The sequence below is a fragment of the Bacillus sp. RC242 genome (assembly GCF_044908245.1).
In the GTDB taxonomy this organism is placed as follows: domain Bacteria; phylum Bacillota; class Bacilli; order Bacillales; family Bacillaceae_G; genus Bacillus_A; species Bacillus_A mycoides.
The window spans coordinates 1-21,638 of sequence record NZ_JBIYCZ010000028.1; the positions used below are offsets into that span (position 1 = coordinate 1).

At 31.1% G+C, this 21,638-nt stretch carries 21 protein-coding genes and 2 pseudogenes; 8 read left to right on the forward strand and 15 right to left on the reverse strand.

Going from position 1 to position 21,638, the window contains the following annotated elements; genetic code table 11:
* Positions 1 to 80: 80 nt before the first annotated feature.
* From ABH957_RS28600 to ABH957_RS28660, 13 genes are all read right to left on the reverse strand, one after another.
* Positions 81 to 296, reverse strand: a complete 216-nt coding sequence (locus tag ABH957_RS28600; RefSeq protein WP_404512786.1) for a mersacidin family lantibiotic — start codon at positions 294 to 296, stop codon at positions 81 to 83.
* Positions 297 to 335: 39 nt separating this feature from the next.
* Complete coding sequence (locus ABH957_RS28605; protein WP_404512788.1) at positions 336 to 551, reverse strand: mersacidin family lantibiotic; 216 nt, start codon at positions 549 to 551, stop codon at positions 336 to 338.
* Between the two features lie 79 nt (positions 552 to 630).
* Positions 631 to 855, reverse strand: coding sequence for a mersacidin family lantibiotic (locus ABH957_RS28610; RefSeq protein WP_404512790.1), 225 nt, complete (start codon positions 853 to 855; stop codon positions 631 to 633).
* A 191-nt stretch (positions 856 to 1,046) separates the two neighbouring features.
* A complete protein-coding gene (locus tag ABH957_RS28615; RefSeq protein WP_404512792.1) occupies positions 1,047 to 1,238 on the reverse strand; it encodes a hypothetical protein in 192 nt (63 codons plus the stop codon).
* A gap of 22 nt (positions 1,239 to 1,260) precedes the next feature.
* A complete protein-coding gene (locus ABH957_RS28620) occupies positions 1,261 to 2,484 on the reverse strand; it encodes an ABC transporter permease (RefSeq protein WP_404512794.1) in 1,224 nt (407 codons plus the stop codon).
* On the reverse strand, positions 2,459 to 3,370 hold the full coding sequence (locus ABH957_RS28625; RefSeq protein WP_404512796.1) for an ABC transporter ATP-binding protein: 912 nt from the start codon (positions 3,368 to 3,370) through the stop codon (positions 2,459 to 2,461). Before ABH957_RS28625 ends, ABH957_RS28620 begins: the two co-directional genes overlap by 26 nt.
* 130 nt (positions 3,371 to 3,500) lie before the next feature.
* Positions 3,501 to 4,952, reverse strand: a complete 1,452-nt coding sequence (locus tag ABH957_RS28630) for a S8 family serine peptidase (RefSeq protein WP_404512798.1) — start codon at positions 4,950 to 4,952, stop codon at positions 3,501 to 3,503.
* Positions 4,936 to 7,092 carry a peptidase domain-containing ABC transporter gene (locus ABH957_RS28635; RefSeq protein ID WP_404512800.1) on the reverse strand — a complete coding sequence of 719 codons (2,157 nt, stop codon included), beginning with the start codon at positions 7,090 to 7,092 and terminating at the stop codon, positions 4,936 to 4,938. The genes ABH957_RS28630 and ABH957_RS28635 overlap by 17 nt, the downstream gene beginning before the upstream one ends.
* Positions 7,092 to 7,388: a response regulator transcription factor gene (locus tag ABH957_RS28640; RefSeq protein WP_404512802.1), complete on the reverse strand. Its 297-nt coding sequence runs from the start codon at positions 7,386 to 7,388 to the stop codon at positions 7,092 to 7,094. Before ABH957_RS28640 ends, ABH957_RS28635 begins: the two co-directional genes overlap by 1 nt.
* 47 nt (positions 7,389 to 7,435) lie before the next feature.
* The gene (locus ABH957_RS28645) at positions 7,436 to 8,071 is read right to left on the reverse strand and encodes a hypothetical protein (RefSeq protein WP_404512804.1); all 636 of its coding nucleotides are present in this window, start codon (positions 8,069 to 8,071) and stop codon (positions 7,436 to 7,438) included.
* Positions 8,072 to 8,354: 283 nt separating this feature from the next.
* On the reverse strand, positions 8,355 to 11,522 hold the full coding sequence (locus ABH957_RS28650; protein WP_404512806.1) for a type 2 lanthipeptide synthetase LanM family protein: 3,168 nt from the start codon (positions 11,520 to 11,522) through the stop codon (positions 8,355 to 8,357).
* Between the two features lie 156 nt (positions 11,523 to 11,678).
* The gene (locus tag ABH957_RS28655) at positions 11,679 to 11,912 is read right to left on the reverse strand and encodes a mersacidin family lantibiotic (protein ID WP_074619581.1); all 234 of its coding nucleotides are present in this window, start codon (positions 11,910 to 11,912) and stop codon (positions 11,679 to 11,681) included.
* Positions 11,913 to 11,942: 30 nt separating this feature from the next.
* Positions 11,943 to 12,167 carry a mersacidin family lantibiotic gene (locus tag ABH957_RS28660; RefSeq protein ID WP_074619582.1) on the reverse strand — a complete coding sequence of 75 codons (225 nt, stop codon included), beginning with the start codon at positions 12,165 to 12,167 and terminating at the stop codon, positions 11,943 to 11,945.
* 166 nt (positions 12,168 to 12,333) lie between these two features.
* Between ABH957_RS28660 and ABH957_RS28665 the strand changes: the two are divergent.
* The 4 genes and pseudogenes from ABH957_RS28665 to ABH957_RS28680 all read left to right on the forward strand — a co-directional run bounded on the left by ABH957_RS28665 (position 12,334) and on the right by ABH957_RS28680 (position 16,378).
* Positions 12,334 to 12,951, forward strand: a pseudogene (locus tag ABH957_RS28665) (Holliday junction resolvase RecU).
* A 70-nt stretch (positions 12,952 to 13,021) separates the two neighbouring features.
* A pseudogene (locus ABH957_RS28670) lies at positions 13,022 to 13,227 on the forward strand (ArpU family transcriptional regulator); the annotation flags it as partial.
* A gap of 740 nt (positions 13,228 to 13,967) precedes the next feature.
* Positions 13,968 to 14,150, forward strand: coding sequence for a hypothetical protein (locus ABH957_RS28675; RefSeq protein ID WP_404512808.1), 183 nt, complete (start codon positions 13,968 to 13,970; stop codon positions 14,148 to 14,150).
* Between the two features lie 1,622 nt (positions 14,151 to 15,772).
* Positions 15,773 to 16,378 carry a MerR family transcriptional regulator gene (locus tag ABH957_RS28680; RefSeq protein ID WP_404512810.1) on the forward strand — a complete coding sequence of 202 codons (606 nt, stop codon included), beginning with the start codon at positions 15,773 to 15,775 and terminating at the stop codon, positions 16,376 to 16,378.
* 651 nt (positions 16,379 to 17,029) lie between these two features.
* On the opposite strand, the gene ABH957_RS28685 is transcribed toward ABH957_RS28680, so the two are convergent.
* A complete protein-coding gene (locus ABH957_RS28685) occupies positions 17,030 to 17,695 on the reverse strand; it encodes a helix-turn-helix domain-containing protein (RefSeq protein WP_404512812.1) in 666 nt (221 codons plus the stop codon).
* A gap of 340 nt (positions 17,696 to 18,035) precedes the next feature.
* Between ABH957_RS28685 and ABH957_RS28690 the strand changes: the two genes are divergently transcribed.
* Positions 18,036 to 18,533, forward strand: a complete 498-nt coding sequence (locus ABH957_RS28690; protein WP_002130758.1) for a hypothetical protein — start codon at positions 18,036 to 18,038, stop codon at positions 18,531 to 18,533.
* A gap of 41 nt (positions 18,534 to 18,574) precedes the next feature.
* Entirely contained in the window at positions 18,575 to 19,387 is an 813-nt protein-coding gene (locus ABH957_RS28695; protein ID WP_404512814.1) for a hypothetical protein, read from the forward strand.
* Between the two features lie 75 nt (positions 19,388 to 19,462).
* Here the strand turns inward: ABH957_RS28695 and ABH957_RS28700 are convergent, their stop codons facing one another.
* Positions 19,463 to 20,035 carry a tyrosine-type recombinase/integrase gene (locus tag ABH957_RS28700; RefSeq protein ID WP_404512816.1) on the reverse strand — a complete coding sequence of 191 codons (573 nt, stop codon included), beginning with the start codon at positions 20,033 to 20,035 and terminating at the stop codon, positions 19,463 to 19,465.
* Positions 20,036 to 20,324: 289 nt separating this feature from the next.
* On the opposite strand from ABH957_RS28700, the gene ABH957_RS28705 reads away from it, so the two are divergent.
* Both ABH957_RS28705 and ABH957_RS28710 read left to right on the forward strand, forming a co-directional pair.
* Positions 20,325 to 20,453 carry a hypothetical protein gene (locus ABH957_RS28705; protein ID WP_002193554.1) on the forward strand — a complete coding sequence of 43 codons (129 nt, stop codon included), beginning with the start codon at positions 20,325 to 20,327 and terminating at the stop codon, positions 20,451 to 20,453.
* 536 nt (positions 20,454 to 20,989) lie between these two features.
* Positions 20,990 to 21,409, forward strand: a complete 420-nt coding sequence (locus ABH957_RS28710; protein ID WP_404458345.1) for a VOC family protein — start codon at positions 20,990 to 20,992, stop codon at positions 21,407 to 21,409.
* Positions 21,410 to 21,638 lie beyond the last annotated feature (229 nt).

Consider the following 21,638-nt stretch of genomic DNA (forward strand, 5'->3'; position numbering starts at 1 on the left):
TCTGGATCTTTTAACGCCTCAATCATTTGTTCTTTTGACATGTTCTTTTCCTCCTTTTAGTTAATTATTATTTTTTCGAACTAACATATTTTTTTACTTACATACATTCCTAACGTAAATCCTAATGTGACACACGCTGGTGTTGTCTCTGGTTGTACATCTCCAGCTCCCTGTACCTCAGCCAATTCTTCTAACGTTAACTCATTTATCGGCTTGCCTGATGGGTGATCTACTTCTCCTAATTTCTTTCTTGCCTCTGGATCTTTTAACGCCTCAATCATTTGTTCTTTTGACATGTTCTTTTCCTCCTTTTAGTTAATTATTATTTTTTCGAACTAACATATTTTTTTACTTACATACATTCCTACTGTAAATCCTAATGTGACACACGCTGGTGTTGTCTCTGGTTGTACATCTCCAGCTCCCTGTACCTCAGCCAATTCCTCTAACGTTAACTCATTTACCGGCTTACCTGATGGGTGATCTACTTCCCCTAATTTCTTTCTTGCCTCTGGATCTTTTAACGCCTCAATCATTTGTTCTTTTGACATGTTCTTTTCCTCCTTTTAGTTAATTATTATTTTTTCGAACTAACATATTTTTTTACTTACATACATTCCTATCACTTACTTATATACAAGAAAGCTTGATACTTAAGTATGTAGCTCCCGCAGTAAAGGTATAAGCAACGCAAACAGGTGTTGTCTCTGGACTTACATCTCCAGCTCCCTGTACCTCAGCCAGCTCTTCTAACGTTAATTCATTTAACGGCTTGCCTGATGGGTGATCTACTTCCCCTAATTTCTTTCTTGCCTCTGGATCTTTTAATGCCTCAATCATTTGTTCTTTTGACATTTCTTTTTCCTCCTTCATGTCTACAAATCTATTATTTGAAGTTACCTTTACTATAAAAAAAAGCACAACACACTTTAACCTCGCAAAATTGCAAATTTTCTTTTCTAACACAACAAACTGTACATCTTTTCCCCTAGATTAAAATTTGATAATCATATAAAAACGATCCTGCTTGGTGGCAGGATCGTTTTTTAAATAATTCGTTGTTGTAATGGATTTGTTTGCTGACGAATAATATATGTTTCATAGAAATGATCGTAGTAATCATTAGAGGCTCCCTCGATATGTTTCATTTCCTCATCTGTTAGCTCCACAGCATTCATAGATTGTTCAACAGTCGTTCTGTTTAATTTTTTCTCTTTATTGTTAAATAAAAATTTCATTATTGTTTCCTCCTTCTTATAATTAGTTTTGTTTATTTAATAACTGACGTAGTTTCAAATTCTTACCGAAATGAAGAATTCCTTTCGGATAAACCTTTGCTGCAAAGTAACCAATTAAGAACATTGTTACAATAAGCCCAATAATTGATATTCCTATTTCAAGTGTTGAAGCATTGCTACTTAATACTCGAATCAACATATTTGTCGATGCTGTTAAAGGAAAATACGATGCAATTTTTGCAACTATCCCATTAGGATTTGGTAACACCTCATAAATCCCTACAAAAATAGATATCATTAAAAGAATATTAATTGGCATTGTCGTACCAGATAGTTCTTCTGGTCTACTCACCATAGATCCAAATACTGCAAATAAGGTTGCATATAGAAAATAGCCTAAGATAAAGAATACTAAGAAGAAAATACAATGTTCAAAAGTAATTAATCCAAAATTTAAATCTAATCCCATTAATGAAGTATTTGCTTCTACCAAACCAGACTTCAAATATACTCCTGTGGCTATAAACAAAATCAGGAATTGTGATAAACATGCCAATCCAACTCCAAATATTTTTCCGAAAATCATAGCTAGAGGAGAAACTTTAGTTACCATTACTTCCATTACCCTTGAAGCTTTTTCAGAAGCAACTGCTGTTGCAATTGCTTGACCATACATCATAATAGCCATAAACGTTAGTAAAGTGATAAGATAAATGATTAATGGTGATACTTCTTTATTCTCCTCTAAGCTTTGCTTCTCAACTGAAATTGGGCTCATAATAGATTTCTGTGCTTCTATAGATAATTGATATTGGTTAGTAATTTGCTGTGTATTTTTAATTTGAACGAAAGATCTCATTTGTTGAATTAAAGAAAGATCTTCCCTTTTCATGTAATATTTTAATATAGGTTGCTTTTCTTTATTAGCAGTTAAAATAAAGATTCCATTAATCTCTTTATTTTGCATTTGTTTATTATAATCAGAAAGCTTTTCTTCTTTTCCAATCTCCCATTCCCAAGTGTTTAACCCTTTATCTAGCTCTTCAGATGTAATTGGAATACTATTTTCTCCTGATATAAATATAGCCTTTGCTTTTTTATTAGAATCTGAGAACTTATCAATAACAGTTGGAAGTGAAACCAACCCAATACTGCTAATTACTAAAAAGAAAGTTGTTAAAATGAATACCTTAGATAACACACGTTCTAGAAAAGCTTGCTTAAATACTAGCCAAAACTTCTGCATTTTGATCCCCCACCTTTTCAATAAAGATTTGATGTAATGTTGGTTCACTAATAGATACGCTCCGAATTCCTTCATATTTTTCAATATATTGAATAAGTTGAAGTGCCTTCTGATTATCTACAACTTTCATTTTATATTCTTCTCCATCTCTCTGAAACTCTACACCCATTTTCTTAAGTAATGATGCTACATTCCCATCAGATTGAACTCTTAAATATTTAAACCCATAGCTTTTTTTGATATCCGATAACAAACCTGATATTACTACTTGACCATCTTTCATAATGTATACTTGATTGCAAAAAGTTTCTACACTATCCATACGATGACTAGAAAAGATCATTGTTTTTTTCTGTTCAATTAGCTCTAATACGACCTTTTTCAACATTTCAGCATTAACCGGGTCTAATCCACTAAATGGTTCATCTAAAATAATTAAATCTGGATTATGTAAGATAGCTGCAATAAGTTGAATTTTTTGTTGATTCCCTTTTGATAATTCTTCGGTCTTTTTCTTTATATATTCTTTCATTCCTAGTTTTTCAATCCATTTTAGGGTACTCTGTTTAGCTGCTGTTGCAGTCATACCTTCTAATTGTCCAAAATATACGAGTTGATCTACAATATTCATTTTCGGATATAAACCTCGTTCTTCAGGTAGATAACCAATGGAAACCTCTTTTCTTGAAAACCTTTTACCATCCCAGAGAATTTCTCCACTATCTTTGTTGAGAAGTCCTAAAATCATTCGAATTGTTGTTGTTTTCCCTGCTCCATTTCTCCCCAGTAATCCAAGGATGTCTCCTCCTCTTAGAGAAATATTTAGATTTTTTACTGCCTGATATTCTCCAAATGATTTATTTAAATTACGAATTTCTAGACTCATTTTATACAACTCCTTTTTTATCACTGATTAGTTTTTAGCAATATACACGATTAAGACTCCTAATACAGCGCATCCAATAAGTATGAGTGCATTTTTAAAATTCATAGGGATAATTCCTCCAATTTTTAATTTATTGAGTCACTATATCTAAAGACTTTTTAGCATTTACAATTCCATGTCCAAAGTGATTCGGTCTACTTACAACTGTACTTAATTCAGCACCTGTATATAGAATATGTTCAACTTGTGCTGGAGATGGCTTAACTCCATATCTTTCTTTGTACTCCGCAATAATTAAAGCTGCTGTTGCAGACACTTTAGGGGCCGCTAAACTAGTTCCCACCATCAATTCATACCCCTTTTCAAATCCAACGTATTGACTAACAATTGATTGTGGCAAGTTCGTTGGATAAGTTGTCATTGTCATATACCTTACATCAGCTTTACCTTCACTAATCCAAAGAGGACCAAAATCTCCTCCTGGCGCTCCGATTGTAATATTAGATCCGTAATTAGAGTTTACCGCTAATACATCATCTTTATTGGAAGATGATACTGTAATGACATTCGATAAACCTCCCGGTATATGGTACTGTGCATCTTGATCAAATCCTCGTTGTTTTGCTAATGCGACAGGATCTGAAATATTAAATCCGTTTTCTTCAGTACCAGATGAGGCTACTACTACACTTCCTTTTCTTTTTGCATAGTCTATCGCACGAATATAGGATGTATAAGTAGCACGCTCTTCTTTATTTTTAACAGATTTGTAGGTTCCTAAACTAAGATTGATAACATCCATATTATCTTGGGCTGCTTGAATAATAGCGCGAATAACATCAAAGGAATCTGCTCCAGCTTTATCAAAAACCTTATATGGTACAATTCCAACTTTAGGAGCGATTCCTTTCATTTTCCCATTAGCAGCAATTGTTCCAGCAACCATTGTCCCATGCCCTAGATTATCTTGAGTATCTGTTATTCCTGAAAGAAATGATTTTCCTTTTTCAATAATATTTTCCTTTAAATCAGGATGGTTGAAGTCTAAGCCACTATCTATAACAGCAACTTTTACTTCATGATTCCCTTCTTCAATTTTATAACTTTCACCATTTTCAGTTATTTTATTAATGTCCCATCCCCACTTTTGATAAGGATCTTCCTCTTCTAATGCTGTACTTCGATACAATCCCTTTTGTAACATATTTCCAATAGGTTTAATTAAAGGCTCAGTAAAAATGACATCTTCTTGTGAATAGTCTTGAAGAATTTCTTTATACTTTTTAGATATATAATTGTTAATATTTTTTGAGTGTTTAGAGTCTTCACTTTCTATTCTCATAGCAGAAATGTCATCAATTTTATCAATGTTTACATTTTTGTATTTATTCTTAATATCTTTAGAAAGTATTTCTAAATTACTACCTTCTTTAAATACAAATAAATAAGATTGTTTTGTTTTCACATCTTCTGTTTTTGCACTAACTATCGATATATTTGAAAAAACGGCATTCCCTATTAAACTTCCTAATAAAATACAGGATAAATATAAGCCTTTTCTTCGTTTACGCTGATATCTCACCTGGCAGTCCCTCCTTTAGTTCCTGAGCTTTACACAGTTCATAATAATATCCCTGTTTTTCTAATAGCTCTTCATGATTACCAATCTCTACAATTTCTCCTTGATTCATCACAATAATTTTGTCAGCATTTTGAACTGTACTTAATCTATGAGCAATTACAATTCTTGTACATGACATACATGTCAATTGCTCATCAATTATACGTTCAGAAAGTGTATCTAAAGCACTAGTGGCTTCGTCTAATAATAAAATAGATGGCTTAGCGGCTAATGCTCGAGCAATAATAATTCTTTGTCTCTGTCCCCCTGAAAAGTTAACCCCAAATTCAGAAACAGTAGTATCAAATTTAAGAGGTAATTTCATAATCTCACTGAATATATTTGCTTTCTGGGATGCGGTAATGACATCATGTTTACTAATCTCTTTTCTTTGCGCTTCAATATTTTCGGCAACCGATTTGTTAAACAATCTGGCCTCTTGGAATACAACCCCCATAGATTTTCTTAAAGATGTGATATCGAAATTCCGACTATCTTTTCCATCAAATTGAATTGATCCTTCTGTCGGAGTATATAAACCCATTAACAACTTTGCCAAAGTACTTTTTCCTGAGCCTGAAGCCCCAACAATTGCAACCTTCTCCCCCGCGTTAACTTTAAAAGAAATATCTTTTACTGCTTTTTCACTAAAGTAGTTATGTTGATATGAAACATTTTGAAATTCAATATCACCTTTTAAATTAAGTGGTTTTGGCTGTCCGTCATCTTCTCTTTCCGATTTTGCTTGCATCACATCATAAATCCTTTGAATATATGACCCTAAGTAAATCAGTTCTCCATAACCACTACCAATTGAGATGATAGGTGTCATAAAAGCCATTGCTAGAGCATTAAATCCTAACACTCCTCCTAGTGTCATAGTTCCAGCTAAAATTTGACTACTGCTGTACCAAAGTAAAAAAATAGGCAAAATGAATTGAATTGCAGCTGCAGTTGTATTCACAGATGATATCCATATCGCCCTTTTCTCAGCATTTTTTAACTGAGTATGAAAACGATCTTTCCAATCCTTGAACACTTGATTTTCTAATCCCATAACTTTAATATCACTAATTCCATTAATACTTTCTGACAGTAGCCTTTGCACTTGTGATTGTGCAGATACATCCTTGTCAGAGAGTTTTTTTGAAATTTTAGTACTTGTCACCAATAATAGAAATACAAATACTCCAACCACTAAAACGGATAACCCCATATCTGTTGAGTATCTAAACATGAAGTATAAATAGGTAAATAATAGAATCCCATCAATTAAGAATGAAATTACTTTCGTTGATAAAATTTGGCGAATATAAATATTTGAGTTTGCTCGAAATAATAGTTCCCCTACAGATCTATTCTCAAAAAAATTGTAAGGAAGATTGAATAACTTATGCATAAATTTTTCCATAAGTGATTTATCAATTGCTGTCTGTAATTTTGCAACCAGATATCCCCTCAACCAAGAAAAGATTTGAAAACTTAGGAATAACATTAAAATGCTATAACCTAAAACATTTATATACTCACCATTTTTAGGAACAATAACTTGATCTGTAATCCAGGTTGTTAACCATGGAACTACTAATGAAAAAAGCTGTAAAATTAATGACCCTAGTACAATAGAAACCACTAAGTTAGGTTTACTAAGTGCAAAAGCCAAGAAAAATTTCACATGTGATGGCCCTACTTCTTTCTTAAAGTTTGCTGTTGGATTAAGTGATAGAGTATATCCCGAATACTTCGTATCAAATTCTTTATGAGGAATTTTTAATCTTCCATATGCTGGATCAACAATGATAATGCTATTTCTAGAGATTTTTTCAAGCACAACGTAATGTTTGTTTTCCCAATGTATAATTGCTGGTAGAGATAACTGTTGTAACGCTTGTTTATCTGCTTTAAATCCTTTTACCTCTAAATCATAATTTTTTCCTATAATCATCAATTGGTATAAGGAGGTACCGCCTTTAGGAACACCGTATTTTTCCCTAAGTGTTGCTAAGGAAACATGTCGGCCATAAAATTTCAATACCATGGCAATACAAGCTAAACCACATTCACTATGCTCCATTTGTTCAATAAAAGGAACTTTTGCCATTATGTCGCCTCCTTTTGTAATACAATGTGTCTACGTAATTGCGATACTTTTTTCTCTATCCTGAATATCCGTTTAGTAGAGGCATTATTATTTTTAAATCTAATCCATCCATGAAAATAAACACCAATACCAATTTCCACCCTAGATTTTATTTCCCATTTTTCTTTAATAGAGGCTATTAACTCTCCAACTCTTCTTCGACTTATATATAGTGTCTTTGCAATCTCTATATCTTTCATCCCTTTGGAAACAAGAATAGCAACCTCTTTTTCCCGTGTACTTAAATCTTTTTTCATATCATTCCCTCCTTCAAATATCAAAAATCAATTCCTTCATTATCCCGCTATTCTTTAGCATTCCTATTAACAAGCACCTGATATAAAAAGACTGGTGCTATATCTCCATCGTATTCTGATAAATTTTCTATAACAGGAATTTTAATAACATCTATTAACTCCCCATGAATCGCTAGCATATGTTGAATACTCTGAACCATAAATTGAAGATTCTTTACTAGTTGAATGGTAAATGTATCTTTTTCTAGCTTTTTTAATTCCTCTAAAACCAGCATGTAACCAATTGCTAATCTAGGAGATACCTTATCTTCAATAGTAGGAATATCCGCATAATCACTTATTTTGACTAATTCATCATGTTCTAGATTTATAAAATAAGTCCCTGAGTCTTTGACACCTGTAACAGTTGATATATCACTGATTACAATAACTGGACGAATTAAACTGTTTTTTTTATCCAAATCATGAAAAGATTCATATAAAATCTGAGCTAACGTATTAATATGGATCAAAGGAGGCTTTTTCTCTTTTTCTAATCTATCTTTGTCTCGTTCTTTATATATCGTATAGGCATATTTTTTCTTATTTTGTTCTTGATCAATTTGGATTTGACTAAAATCTATTGTATTTAAGTCATCTCTTATATGATTTATTACTTTCAAAATTTCTTTTTTATATTCCATAACCTTATCCTCCCTATTGAGCTCCTTATTAATACTGTACATTTTTCTTTCTGTTAAATAAAAGTAGTAAATAAATACGAAAAAATATCTCATTTTTTTCGAGATTTAAAAATAAATTTAACAAAAAAACCTAAAATTTGGATTATTTATTACCAAATAAATCGGTTCTTTTCCATAAAAAAAAGAACTAGATATTTCACTAGTCCTTCCCTACATAAATAAAATCAAAAGCATATCCCTAAATAACAGTTATACACTTTTGATTTACAATCATTATAAATTTTTATTTAATATTTTCTAATGTTAAAACAGATGGAACAGCATCTGGATTTGATAATCGTAAAAGCTGTAGACCAATCCCCGAAATCCCTAAAAATAACCCCGGCTGGTTAATTCCAATAGGTGAATCACACTGATACTTCCCATGTAATTCACGATGCTTTATAACCTGATAACCAAGATATCTTGCTTGATCTACCAAATTATCATCTTGATATAGGAATGATGCTTGTAAAAAAAGTTCAGTATCTCCCATATTACCATGGCATAACGTATCATTATTTTTGAATCCATATGATTTTATATTATTTAAGGCAAGATGAATTTCATCATCAACATGTAAACTTCCATCAAAATTCTTCATTAATATACGACTTAATCCGATTCCTGAAGAGCCATGGCACCATTGATGACAATAATTAACTTCTTCTTCTCTAATATCTTTCCAATTGCCATGCTTCTTATCAAATAAAGAGCGATCATACTGTAAAGCTTTATATGCAATTTCTTTGTATTCACTGCCCCTAATAATATCACTTAACCGCAGTAACGCCCATGCAATTCCGCTGGTACCATGAGAAAAACCACCTAAATATTTTTGATTTACAGGATCTTTCCAAGCAACATGTTTTTCATCAAAGTGATGTGCATGCATCAATAAATGCTCTCCATATAAATTAGCAATTTTTAAAAATTCTGTATCACCTGATATTTGATATGCATTTAATAGTAAATGTATAATCCCTGCGGATCCACCTAATACATCAAATACATAATCTTCTTTCACCGAATTTTTCAGTCTATTTTTCAATGATTCAATTTTATCAATGTATTTTTGATTTGGCATATATTTTTGAAAATGTACCAAAGGATATAATAAAGAATATGTTCCTGAAAAAGCTGAAACTAACCCTTTTGATTCCATCACAGGATTTAATGCTGAATTCATTGCTGCTTCTGCTGCATCAAGATACTTCTTTTCTCCTGTTTGGTTTCCAAGATAGAGAAGAAATAAAGAGATTCCGCCCAATCCATCATACATTCCTTGTTTTGCTGGCGAAACAAACCATTGATTATTTGGATTAATATTAGCACTTAACCAAGAAGCAGTTTTACGATCATCAGAGTATGCCGCCTCTTTTAATAACTGATCTCCAATTTTCTTTGCTTCATCTATAAATATTTGCTCCAAATTTTGAGGTAATTGATGATTAACCTCAAATTTTTTGGGCTGAATGTTAACATTTTCTTTTACACTTCCTTTAATAGAAACACGAATCCAATTTTTTTGATATTCTATTTCTTCTGTAGTTAAATTTTGAATACGTTGCACAACCTGATCATAACCACTTGTATCAAACATATTTTCAATTACTACTCCTGTGCTAGCATACAAATCTCTCGAATTTGTTTTTGTTGTAAAAAATGGTACATCCCCCTCTAACATATCTTTAATCTCATGTGGGATTAAACGTTTATCTACGTATGGATAATACCATAAACGATCATATAACTGTTCAAGATATAGGGCGTCTCTCATATAATCAGGATGCGCTGATTCATTAATAAAATTAAAGTATTGTTGAGTACCTCTAGCTACGATTCGAATTGTCTCATTTTTAAATTTTTCTAGTGGACCATCTTTTGCAAGGATTACCTCTTTATTATCCATAAGGAATGCACAAATAGACTGATATCCATATAAGATTTCATCTAAATAATCTTCTGCATTTAGTACTGTATCATTTAGCATAGGAAGGTTATTTGCCCCTTGAAACTTTTCGTCTTGTAACGTAAATTTCATTTCGTCTGTCATTTCATTAGACAAACGTAATACCTTAAATGGAAGGTCTTGCTCTTTTCCATTTAATGCACTTAAATCTAAGCCTTTTCCATCTGCATTTTGGAACATCATTAGAGGTAATAATCCTGTCCCAATAACGGAATGAGATTGCTTATATTTTAATTTAATTTCTGCTGTATCAGGAAAATCTAGTTTTGGATACTGATGAAATAGCGTTTCTAAATCTATTACAAATGGATATTCACCTTTTGCAATTACATTTTCTAAATGAAAATCCGCTCCTTGAATCATATGCATTAATCCTACTAGTACACCAAAACGAGTATAATAACGTTGTACTTCTTCAATTGAAGAGCATGGCTCATAGTTGACCAATTCTTCCCAACCATGATCATCATAACTTAATAAAGTGTACGGCTTTAGCATTGGAAACTCAATACGTTCTTCAATCCATTTTAAAAACTGATTATATACTAGAGAAATCGATAATGTTTTGGGTTTATAAATTATTATTTTGTTAGATTCAAAGATAAATTTCCCTACTGTTTTTCCCTTTTGATGTGTATCGCCTAATCCTAGGGCAATATCTACTAAAGGTGATCCTTCTAGATTAAATACATTTTTCAACTCTTCCCAATCTGTAGAAAAATGAGAAAAAGCTGTTTCTACATTTTTCAAAAAAAACTCTGTCCGTGTAATTAATAACCTTGTTAAAACAGCATATTCTTCATAGAACTTTAATAAGTTCTCTGATTTATATGCCTTTTCATAAATAAAAGATTGCATTCTTTCTTCTGAAGTTTCACCGGATAATTCTTCACGTAATTTTGCAACATGAAGCTCAAGTACAATTGAGCGCACAGCTTTGTTTAATAATTGTTCTCCAATAGATAGTAGCAGGTTTTCTTTTAATTTTTCACGGTTAGAAGGAATATCAATTAAATACTTGTTTAACATCTCTTCTAAGTTTTTTGATATATAAGAGAGAAATGGACGAATGAATAATCCCATTTCAAGAGGGCCTTCATAATCTTTTTTTCCTTCAGACAATTTAATCCCTTCGTTGAGTAACGCTAGATTGATTGTACTATTTACTTCATTAATATATGGTTGAAGATTTGAAATTGGTACTTTCTGAATGGCACGTCCAAATGAATGCATATCATATCCCAATTCTTTTAACTTTGAATTAAATCCATCATCATTATTCAAAAAAGATGACTTCTTCCATTTTTCAACACTTTCAGTTACTTCTTCTATAGTAAGTTTAGATAATATATTTTCATCAATAACCTGCTTTTTTTCTTCTACAAATAGCGCCTTTACAAATTCGGATTCGTTTATAGATAAATTAGATTTTGCTAACATAATAATCCCTTCCTTTCACATAGTAATTGAGCTAAAAAACAATCTACGATTAGCTGTAATTTATTTACTAGATCAATTACATGTAGATTTGAAATGTTATAAAGAGGGTAAGAGAAAAGGAGAAAATACCCTCTAATTCTTTCTCCCTTTCTCAAATTAACACCATTTAATAGAGAAAATAATTCCTGTTGTAAGAGCTGTTACACACGCAGGTGTTGTTTCTGGTTGTACATCTGAAGCTCCTTGAATTTCTGCTAATTCTTCAACTGTTAATTCATGAATTGCTTTTCCTGATGGATGTTGAGGGAAATTCTTTGCCTTTTCACGAATTTCAGGGTCTTTCCATGCTTCAATTAATAACTCTTGTGCTTTTTGATCTTGTTTACTCATTTTAATTCCTCCTTATATTAACGAATCAACTTATTTACAATTTCTAACTGAGAAAATAACTGTTGCACCAATTGTGAATGCAACTGCACACGCAGGTGTTGTCTCCGGTTGTACATCTGAAGCTCCTTGCACTTGTTCTAACTCTTCAGTAGATAATTCTTTTACAGATTTTCCAGCTGGATGGGCAGGTAAATCTGTAGCTCCCTCACGTAATTCTGGGTTTTTCCATGCTTGAATAACTTGTTCTTTTGACATTCAATTCATCCTTTCATTTTTTATTTTTGTTTCCTTCCTTGATTAAAAGAATACATTTTTCTCAAAAAACAGATAACTTCGCAAAATAGCATTTCTACATAAAAATAAATTTGTGCTTTAAGACACATTTTAATTGGATCCCTTTAATAGAAAGCGAGGAGTAACAGTGGGACTAGGAAGCAGTGGTATGGCATTCGAAATGCTTATCAATCTAGCGAATGAAATATATCAAAGAGGTGGAGTGGTGCTTATAAACAAGGGTCTGACTCCTGTGAAGGTTTTTAAAAGTAAAGGTGGCCGTGTGCTAAATGGATTCTATGAAGCTAAAAGTACAGTAGACTATGACGGCGTGTATAAAGGGCGATCTATCGCATTTGAAGCGAATTCTACACGATATGATTTAAAGAATATTGCACAGAACCAATTGGATTATCTAGAGAAAGCAGAGAAGATAGGAGCGATTTGTTTCTTCTTTATTGGGTTTAGCAAGGACAAGTCAGTATTTGCAGTACCACTATCAGTCATTCAATCTTATGTAGGAATGTCTCATCAACCGAAAGGAAAGGAGTCTATACCAATAGCAGACTTTGATATTTATGGGTACTTAGTAGAACAGACAGAACGAGCGCCAGTGGATTACTAATAATACATTGATGAAGCAGTAACTCCAGTTTTGTTTGATGGCATGATTCAATTTGATCAGGATCATAAGAGAGTAGCCAATAACATAGAAGCAGCAAAAGAGAAGATGGCCAACAAGAAACGTAAATTATTAAAAGTTTAATGAGATAATAAAATTTCACGTACCTAATGTGAATGTAAAAACCAAAATTCAGAAATAGGGGGATTCCTTCATGGAGAGACATTTAATTTTATTACCGGCTATCAATGATAAGAAAGTACAAAAGGAAGTAGTAGGCGTATTAAAGGAATACTGAGCACTCAAGATGCGGAGCAGGAAGGAATCAGTTTATTCCCTGAGTTACGTGATTTAAGGAATACGAGTAAATGGAAGGTGCAGCAGGTAGAGAAAGCACTTAACAATTTAACAACTGAAGAAATTATTGAAATACTAAATGTACAACACTAAGCATCCATAACGGGTGCTTAGTGTTGTTATATAGAAATTACACATTAAACGTGAATAGGAACACGTTGATTGAAATTAGTGACGTGTGAATATAATATATTAGTAAGTGGTTTGTAAAGTACCTCAAGTTGTAGGAGACCTGAGATACTTCACGTTAAAAAAATTCTCTGGTGAGAAGAGTAACTACAATGCTTAATGTGCCGAAAAACACAGTAAATACTACTGTGAAAATAGCGCATACGGCTAAAACCGTTTGATTTTTCATATACTCGTCACCGCCTTTCTTTATGAAGCTTATCGTTGTAGGAGACGGTAAGCTTTTTACTGATATCTGAACGAATTCATTGTAGCATGATGAAATATTTAAAAGAAAAGAATAGCTTATAAATGAGGGGATTTTGTATTGTTAAGTGATGATAATACTGGAATGGATTTAAAAATTGGAAGCATGCCACTGCCGGACCTTTGAGAAAGGAGCATTTAAAGTTCCTATTAATTTTTAAGTATCACTACTTAAACAAAACAAACGAACACAACGAACGAAAATAAATGTCCTGCTTAAATGTCTAAAAGTTGATGTTCACTTACATCATAAAATTCCGTTAAAAACAGGTGGAGCAAATGATTATGAAAACCTTATTCCTTTATGTGAAGAATGTCATTGGGAATTCCATAGACACTTTGAAGCTGCAAAATCACATGAATATTTTATGGAAACGTCTAAATATACAGAACTGATAGGATTATGGGAAGTGTTGAATGATCAATTAGTGGATTTATTATCTATGAAAGAGTTTAAGGAACTTGTTTATAAGGGATTAGATTTAAAAAGAGATGTACAAAAATCATTTAATGAAGAAGAAATAGGAGCGAATAATAAACAATTAAAGTAGCGAATCCGCTGCTTTTTTATTTTATAAATGAAATGATTATTCGCCCAACAGTTCAAGTAGGCTAATATTATCTATTCATCTCCCTCCAGTTAAGACAAGATGGTTCTGTTGTAAAGTTCCTCAAGAGATAAACAGAAATATGAATATATAAAGGGATGTTATACGATTACAAAGATTTAGTCTTGTTATTAGAGAACACGAAGATACATGACAATTGATTAAAATAAAGTATTAGACGGGGTAGCACCACATGCCCATCAAGTTAAGAAATACATTCTTCCCCAATACGAAAAAAATGAGTTGACTTCTCTAAGTAACTAACTTTAGAGAAAGAAAATTTTCATTTAGGGGGTACTTCAAAACCTTAGCTTGATGGGCATGTGGCGAGACCCCTAATAGATTATTTTAAAAAGAACTATTGACTAGTTCTTTTTTTTTGATTTTTTATTTTTCGTACGTATCAAATCTGATACGTACGAAAAATCTTGAAACTATTGATATTACAGTGTTTTTTAAACTTTAAAATGCTTGTCCTTCTCACTCTATATATTATTAGGACTAAAAGTTCCGCAAGGAACGGGTCGTATTTTCCTCCGCTTTGCTAAGGAAAATCTCCACCCTTTTCGCTTTGCTACATCCTTGCGGAACTTTTTTCGGCTCGAGTTTGGATATCACCAAGCTGATACATCCAAAAGCAACTATTTGGGATCATCGGCTTGAATTGCTATTATACGAGCCGAACCGCTAGTGTCTTCGCTTAATAATTTCATTTACCACATTGATAGATACGTAATACGTGGGGGTTCGTCCCCACACGACGAACCAGCCTCAACCCCAAAAGTAAAGGAAAACATTCTTTTAAACCTGTTTATTTTGCTTTTTAAGCGTATATTTTTGTTTTTACGATATAAGTACTGTTTTAGATTTATATTCTTTAAAAAAGATTCTGAAGCATCTGAATGGTATTTTGTATTTTGTTGTTATTTGATTCTAGATTAAGAATTTATATTTATTTAATGCCTATTGTTTTCTTTTAGTATTTTAAAGTAATGTTTGATTGCAATTTATTAAAAATATCATGTCCTTAGTGAGTACTCATATGGAGACATCAAAGGGACTTTGTGTACTCACTGAGTCTACATCTAGGGACATAATGGGGACATTTGGAGGATTTTGTGTCGTCAGTGAGTGGACATCCTGGGAATTTCCGTGTACCCACGTTTAAGCTAGGCCCCGCCTAGTCCCAACCCCTAGTTGGGCCCAAAAACCCCTTATGCTCTTCTCTCTTTTTTGATTTGGAATTTCCAGTTTTATGAAATGGCTTGTTTTTTAACTGAATTTTATTATGTTAAAAAAATAGGAATGTGATTCTGATTGTGGTTTGTTGCAAGGTTATTAGAAAACTTTTTGTAGTGCGGCTAAGATCTTTGCTAAATGAAGTATGAATTGGAAATATGAAAAAATCCGTTATTTTTATATGACAGGAGGATATAAACCTTAGTAGAATGAATTAGTAAAAACCTAGGTTTAATATTTAGGTTTCAAGGTTGATTTTTTTGAAAATAACCATTGATATTAAAAATATCAAGGTTTTTATCTAGGTTTTAAAGGTGGGTAAAAAGATGGATAAAAGTGAATACCTAGGTGGAGAAAACTCAGGTTATATAGCGATGACTGTTAAAGAAGTTGCATTATGTTTAGATGAATCACCAAATGTTATAAGGAATTGGATGAAAGAATTAAAGACATATATTCCTTTAGAGAAGAATGAATCAGGTTACAATATTTTTGATGAAAAAGCTCTTGAGCAAATGAAGATGGTTAAGCAATTACATCGAGAACAGAATTATTCAATAAAACAAATTGAACATTATTTTGCTACAGGTGGAGAGAGTATAAAGCCTGTTCCTAGTAAAGAAGCTGGAGAGATTTTAGCTGAGGAATTAAAATCATTAAAAAATGATGTTAGTAAACCTGGAGAGATTTTAGCTGAGGAATTAAAATCATTAAAAAATGATGTTAGTAAACTTAGAGAATATAGTGAGAAACAAGAAGAATTTAATAAATTGTTAATTGAACAATTACAAAAGCAACAAGATTATATTGATAATAAGTTAGAAAAACGGGATCAGAAGTTACTTGAAACAATTCGTGAAGTACAAGAAACAAAATCATTAACAGCATCTACGGAATCAAAAGGATTTTTTGCGAGGTTATTTGGAAAATAATTATTATGAGATTTACAAACTGAGTCCTGGCGTTTATGCCGCGATAGTTCCTTGATGATGAGGGGAACCCTCATGCAAACTCGCCAGGGGTGGCCCCAGAAGGGCGGTTTTTGCCCGCTGGGGTTAGCTTTGGGAGTTTGAGGGTTCGGAGGCTCGTGGTCAAGGGAACCGTGGAATAAAAAGCGAGGACGGACCCCAGGACAGGGCAAAAACCAATGTCTTCGCCAAGATTCGTGGTTCTACTGTTAGAAAAAGGCGAATAAGAATATAGCATACATACAATAAGGGAATGCAGTATAGATCAGTCTACAAGCATTCCCTTGCTATTAGTATGTTATTTTTTTTATAGGGTTTGAGTTATTACGATATAGGCTATGTATAGTAAAGATAAAAAGATAAATATATCTAGTGTTAAAAAAACGTATAAAATTATTTTTATTTTTTTAGATACATCATTTTTAATCATATAGATAATGAATAGAATTGTGATTGATTGAAATAAAATGGTGAAAAATAAAAAGCTAATAGAAAATACTATAACGTTTGGTGCAAATCCTGTCTTTGCAATTAGTAGAGTACTGATTATGTTAAGGATAAATGTGGTTATTATAAAAGTATATTTATAGATGTTTTTAATTTTGATCACCTACTTTAATTTTTTGTTTGATAATATAGTTGTTTATTTTTGTGGTTATATATAAGTATTTTGTTATTGTTTTCGTCTACAATGTAAACATCTTTTTCTTGCCAATCTATCCCGTGAGGTATATCTTTTTCGATTGAAAATAAAACGTCTTTATTTCTAAAAGGAATTGAATTTCGATGAGCATGAATGTTTATTTCATGATCTTTTGTTTCAATGCTATAATCTCCTGAGTAATTGGAGAAGAAAGGTGTTAACTTACTATAAATATATAGAATTTCTTTTTTATCGCTTTCTTGATAAAAGTGGGAATTAATAACCTTTAGATCTGATGTTTTTATGTCTTTTGGTATAAGTAAAAAGGCAATGAGACAATAAAATATAACAACAATAGTAATTAATGAATATATATACAGAGAGGCTATTAGTAAATATCTTTTATAATTGCTTTGTTTTATTATCTGATTTTGCAAATTTGAATCCTCCTTTAATAAAGAATTAATTGAAACATTAAATAGATTGCTTAAGGCTAATAAATTGGTTAGATCGGGAAGGCTTTTTCCTAGTTCCCATTTAGATATAACTTGTCTTGAAATAAATAATTGGCTGGCTACATCTTCTTGTGTCATTTTATTTATTAATCTTAAATGTTTTATTTTTTTCCCAATGTCCATATATGTACCTCCTTCAATTACTTTAATTATTCTAATATTAAATAGTAAGAAACGCATCGTAGCGTTATAAAAAAAGCATGCAACGTTGTGTTGCATGCTGGATTTTGGACTATCAATTTATTTTTTGTTCTTTTGTTTTTACAATTTTTGTATATATAATTATTATTTTATGTTATATTTATTGATGAATTTGTATATTACATTTTAAATGTAATAGCGATGAATTCGTCTAAAAGAGGTGCTTAGTTATATTAAATAAAAAGGACTCTTTAAATTAGAGTCTTTTTTATTTTTTATAGCTAAATTTGTAATGTAATATTTAATGAATAGGAGTTATATTATGAATACTGATAAATTAATAAATAAAATTTTACTCTCTTCTGATAAGGAATTAGTTTCTTTTATAGATCGAAATTTTTTATGTAAAAATTTTGATGATTTTTCAGATGTAAAGAAGAAAGAAGAATCTTTGTTTAAATTAAATGAAGATGTTCTTAATCATGCTCTTTTTAGACTTGAAAGTTTAGAGGAAATTTATGATACTTCTAAAGGTTCGTCAGCAGGTTTTAATTTGATAGGTATACTTTTTGGATTTATTTTAAAAGATTATATATCTATATTTGTTGAACCTAGTATTTATCCCAAATTGTATATTTTTGGTCAATTAATGATTTTTATTTTGATATCATATGGCCTGATAAGGATATTAAGAAATTTAAATTCGTCTAGTGAAAATAAATCTAAAATTATATATTTTAAAAAGTTGTTAGATTATGTATTGAAAGAAAAGGAAAAACAAAAGAAAAAAGAAGTAGAAACAAAAGTTCATGCTATATAGGTTTTTAATAGGATCAAATTTTAATTTAAGGAGTATTTTATATGTTTGAAGAGCAATTATTAGATTTTTATTTAAAAAAGTTAAATATATGGAACTTGGTTTATAAGGATGTTCGAAAACAATTATTTAGTGTTATTTCTATTTTTGTTTTAGTTTTTATTGGGTTTTTAGTGTTTATTTATTTGAATAATTCTTTTAGACAATATATTTTTTTTGATCCTTTTTATGCTTCACTACTTTATTTTTTAGTTTATATAACGTTATTTATATGTTGTATGTATTTATTTGTATTTCGTTTAGCGATTTCTACTTGTATTACTAAATATAATATTTCTTTTAAAAGTAAGCATTGGAAAGTTTTTATTTATTTAATTATTCAAACCTATTTATATGACAGAAAGATTTTGGGGAGCGATTCAAAACTTAATGAAAAATCATTGGATTTTTTATTAAATGCGTTAAAAGAGAGAAAGGAAGAAGTTAATGAACTGAATTTATTAAATACCTTATCTAGTTATTTTGCTTTGTTTTTTTTATTAGCTGTTCCGGTATGGTCAGCATTTAATGGCTGGATTTATAATCATGGTGGAATTGATGATTTAGGAAAAGCAATATGGTATTTGGCTACAATGATATTGATAATAGCTATTTCAGTTTTTTCGATTTGGATGCCTATTAAAGTATCCTTATTAGAAGAGTTATTTCGTAGGAAGTCTTCTAAGATTTTATATTTGATAAAAGCATTAGAAAGTATTAAGTTTTCTTTAGAAAATCCTAATTATGTTAAAACAGAAAAGCCTGGTGTAATAAAACAAAGTATAATTAATTCTATTGTTAAAGAAGATAATAAATAGTATATATTAGTTTAAATTAGCGAACATTTAAAGTTCGCTAATTTAAGTTGTTGAATAATGTGGAAGTTAAGTATATTAAAGAAAAAATGTATCAAGAATGTTGTCTTTTTCTTCTTTATTGATACCGATATATTTTAATGTGATTTGTGGTGTGCTATGATTTAGAATTTCTTGCAACATGGCTACATCTTTTGTTTGTTTATAAAACCAATAACCGAAGGTTTTGCGCATCGTATGAGTCCCGATAGATTCTATACCGGCAAAATCTCCGGCTTTTTGCAATTGTCGATAAGCCTGGATCTTACTAATGGATTTCTCTCCTTTTCGAGAGGGGAATAACCAGGTACTTTCTAAAGTTTGGACGTAGGAATAAACTTCATCAAAAATAGAAGTAAGGTTAATCATGCGTTCTTTTTTTGTTTTACCCTCTTTGATTTTGAATTCTTTTCTCTTTTTTCGTTTTAGTTTTACTATGGTTTGTGTTTCAAGTTGGAGTAGATCACTGACGCGTAGACCTGTATGAATTCCAACAAGAAAAAGAATATAGTCTCGTTCGGAACAATGACGTTTGAGAGCCCATTTCATATCTTCAATCTGTTCTTTTGTTCGGATGGGTTGTACATCAATAAGATGTGGTTTTTTGTTCATTGATTAGACCTCTTTATTTATAGTGTTTTGAATGTATACTTTTTTTATATAAAATGAGGATATCAGGGGAATTGGCTAGAAGTCAATGATTAAGGGTAATTGAATGTAAACTAATAATGAAAAGTTTACATTGATGAATGATAAAAAGGTCTAATTATTTAAGGTTAATTTAAGGTGGATTTTATAGATATTTCCAGTTTTTGTATTATAATTATAATATTAAGTTATAAAGAGGAATTCAAAATTTGTTGTTTTAATAAATTAAATAGACCAAAAGGAGATGAGATAAATGAAAGCACATGAATTAATTACTGAGATACAAGATAGTTATGATGGCAATCCTAGTCAAGACGCTCAAGTTTTTATTTTATTTAGCTTTTTATTATTAGTATTTAAGTTTTTAAAACCAACAAATTAGTGGAAACTTAGGTGAAATGAAAAAGATAGCTTATTCAGTTAAAGCTGTCTTTTTTTATGGTATCTGGAAGTAAACTTCTATCTAAAAGTTTACATTGGATATTTTAATTTTTATATTTTGAGGTCTTTTTAAATGTTAAGTTAAAGCCAAAGTATATTGTGGGGTACCGCCAGCATTTCGGAAAAAAACCAGGCTAAGAGTATGCAAGATTTTATACAGTTTTTTGGCTAATCCAGTAACAAACGAGAACCCTAAAACTCACGCCAGGATAGGAATGTATAAAATGATGCATAGAATAATACAAAAATAAAACGAACAAACCCAATTGTATCAAAGGTTTGTTTGTTTTATTTGCTACCGATAATGTGCGTTATGTGAACTAGATTTGTATAGAGCATGCATTCAACCCTTTCAGATCTTCTTCAACTAAAGAGCCATTTAATGGAACGAGCTTGTGAAATTCTCAAAGGCAATAGGTACATAAAAAGAGAACATATTTATTAATGCTATTTGAATTACTGAAAGGAGAGAGTAGAATGAAAGATAAATTGTTGAGGGTTGGAACTATTTATATTCCTGTTACCAATGTAGAACTTTCTTCAAAATGGTATGTAAACAAATTAGGTGCAGAGTTAAGCTATAAAGATGAAGACAAGGCTATTCTTAACTTTGCAAACCAAAGTTTTTTTTTAGTTAAATCCCAAGCAAATCAAAGCTTAAATTTTTTCGATTTTTGTGATGAAGAGCGCTTCTCTTTAACATTTGAAGTTAATGGTTTAAATGCACTTGAATCAATCCATAGTGATTTTATTAAAAAAGAAATAAAAGTTGGAGAAATCGAGAACAGAGGACACACTGGAAAGAACTTTGTTTTTTATGATTTAAATGGTAATAAATTTGATGTTTGGAGTCAATTAAGTCCCATCTTCAAAGAAAAATATCTAATATCGCAATAAAAGATTTTGATCATTCAATAAACAGTGGATTTTCAGGAATTAATATGATGACAACTAAGTTAAATCATTATTCCGCAATCGGGCGCGATTGTGGAAGATAATAAATACAAAAGGATCTTCAATCGAAGATCCTTTTTCAGTACCGATAATAGGACGTTATGTTAACCTGACATGAATAGAATATGCAATCAAAATACCTTTTATTATCTATATTCTTGATGTGGTACAA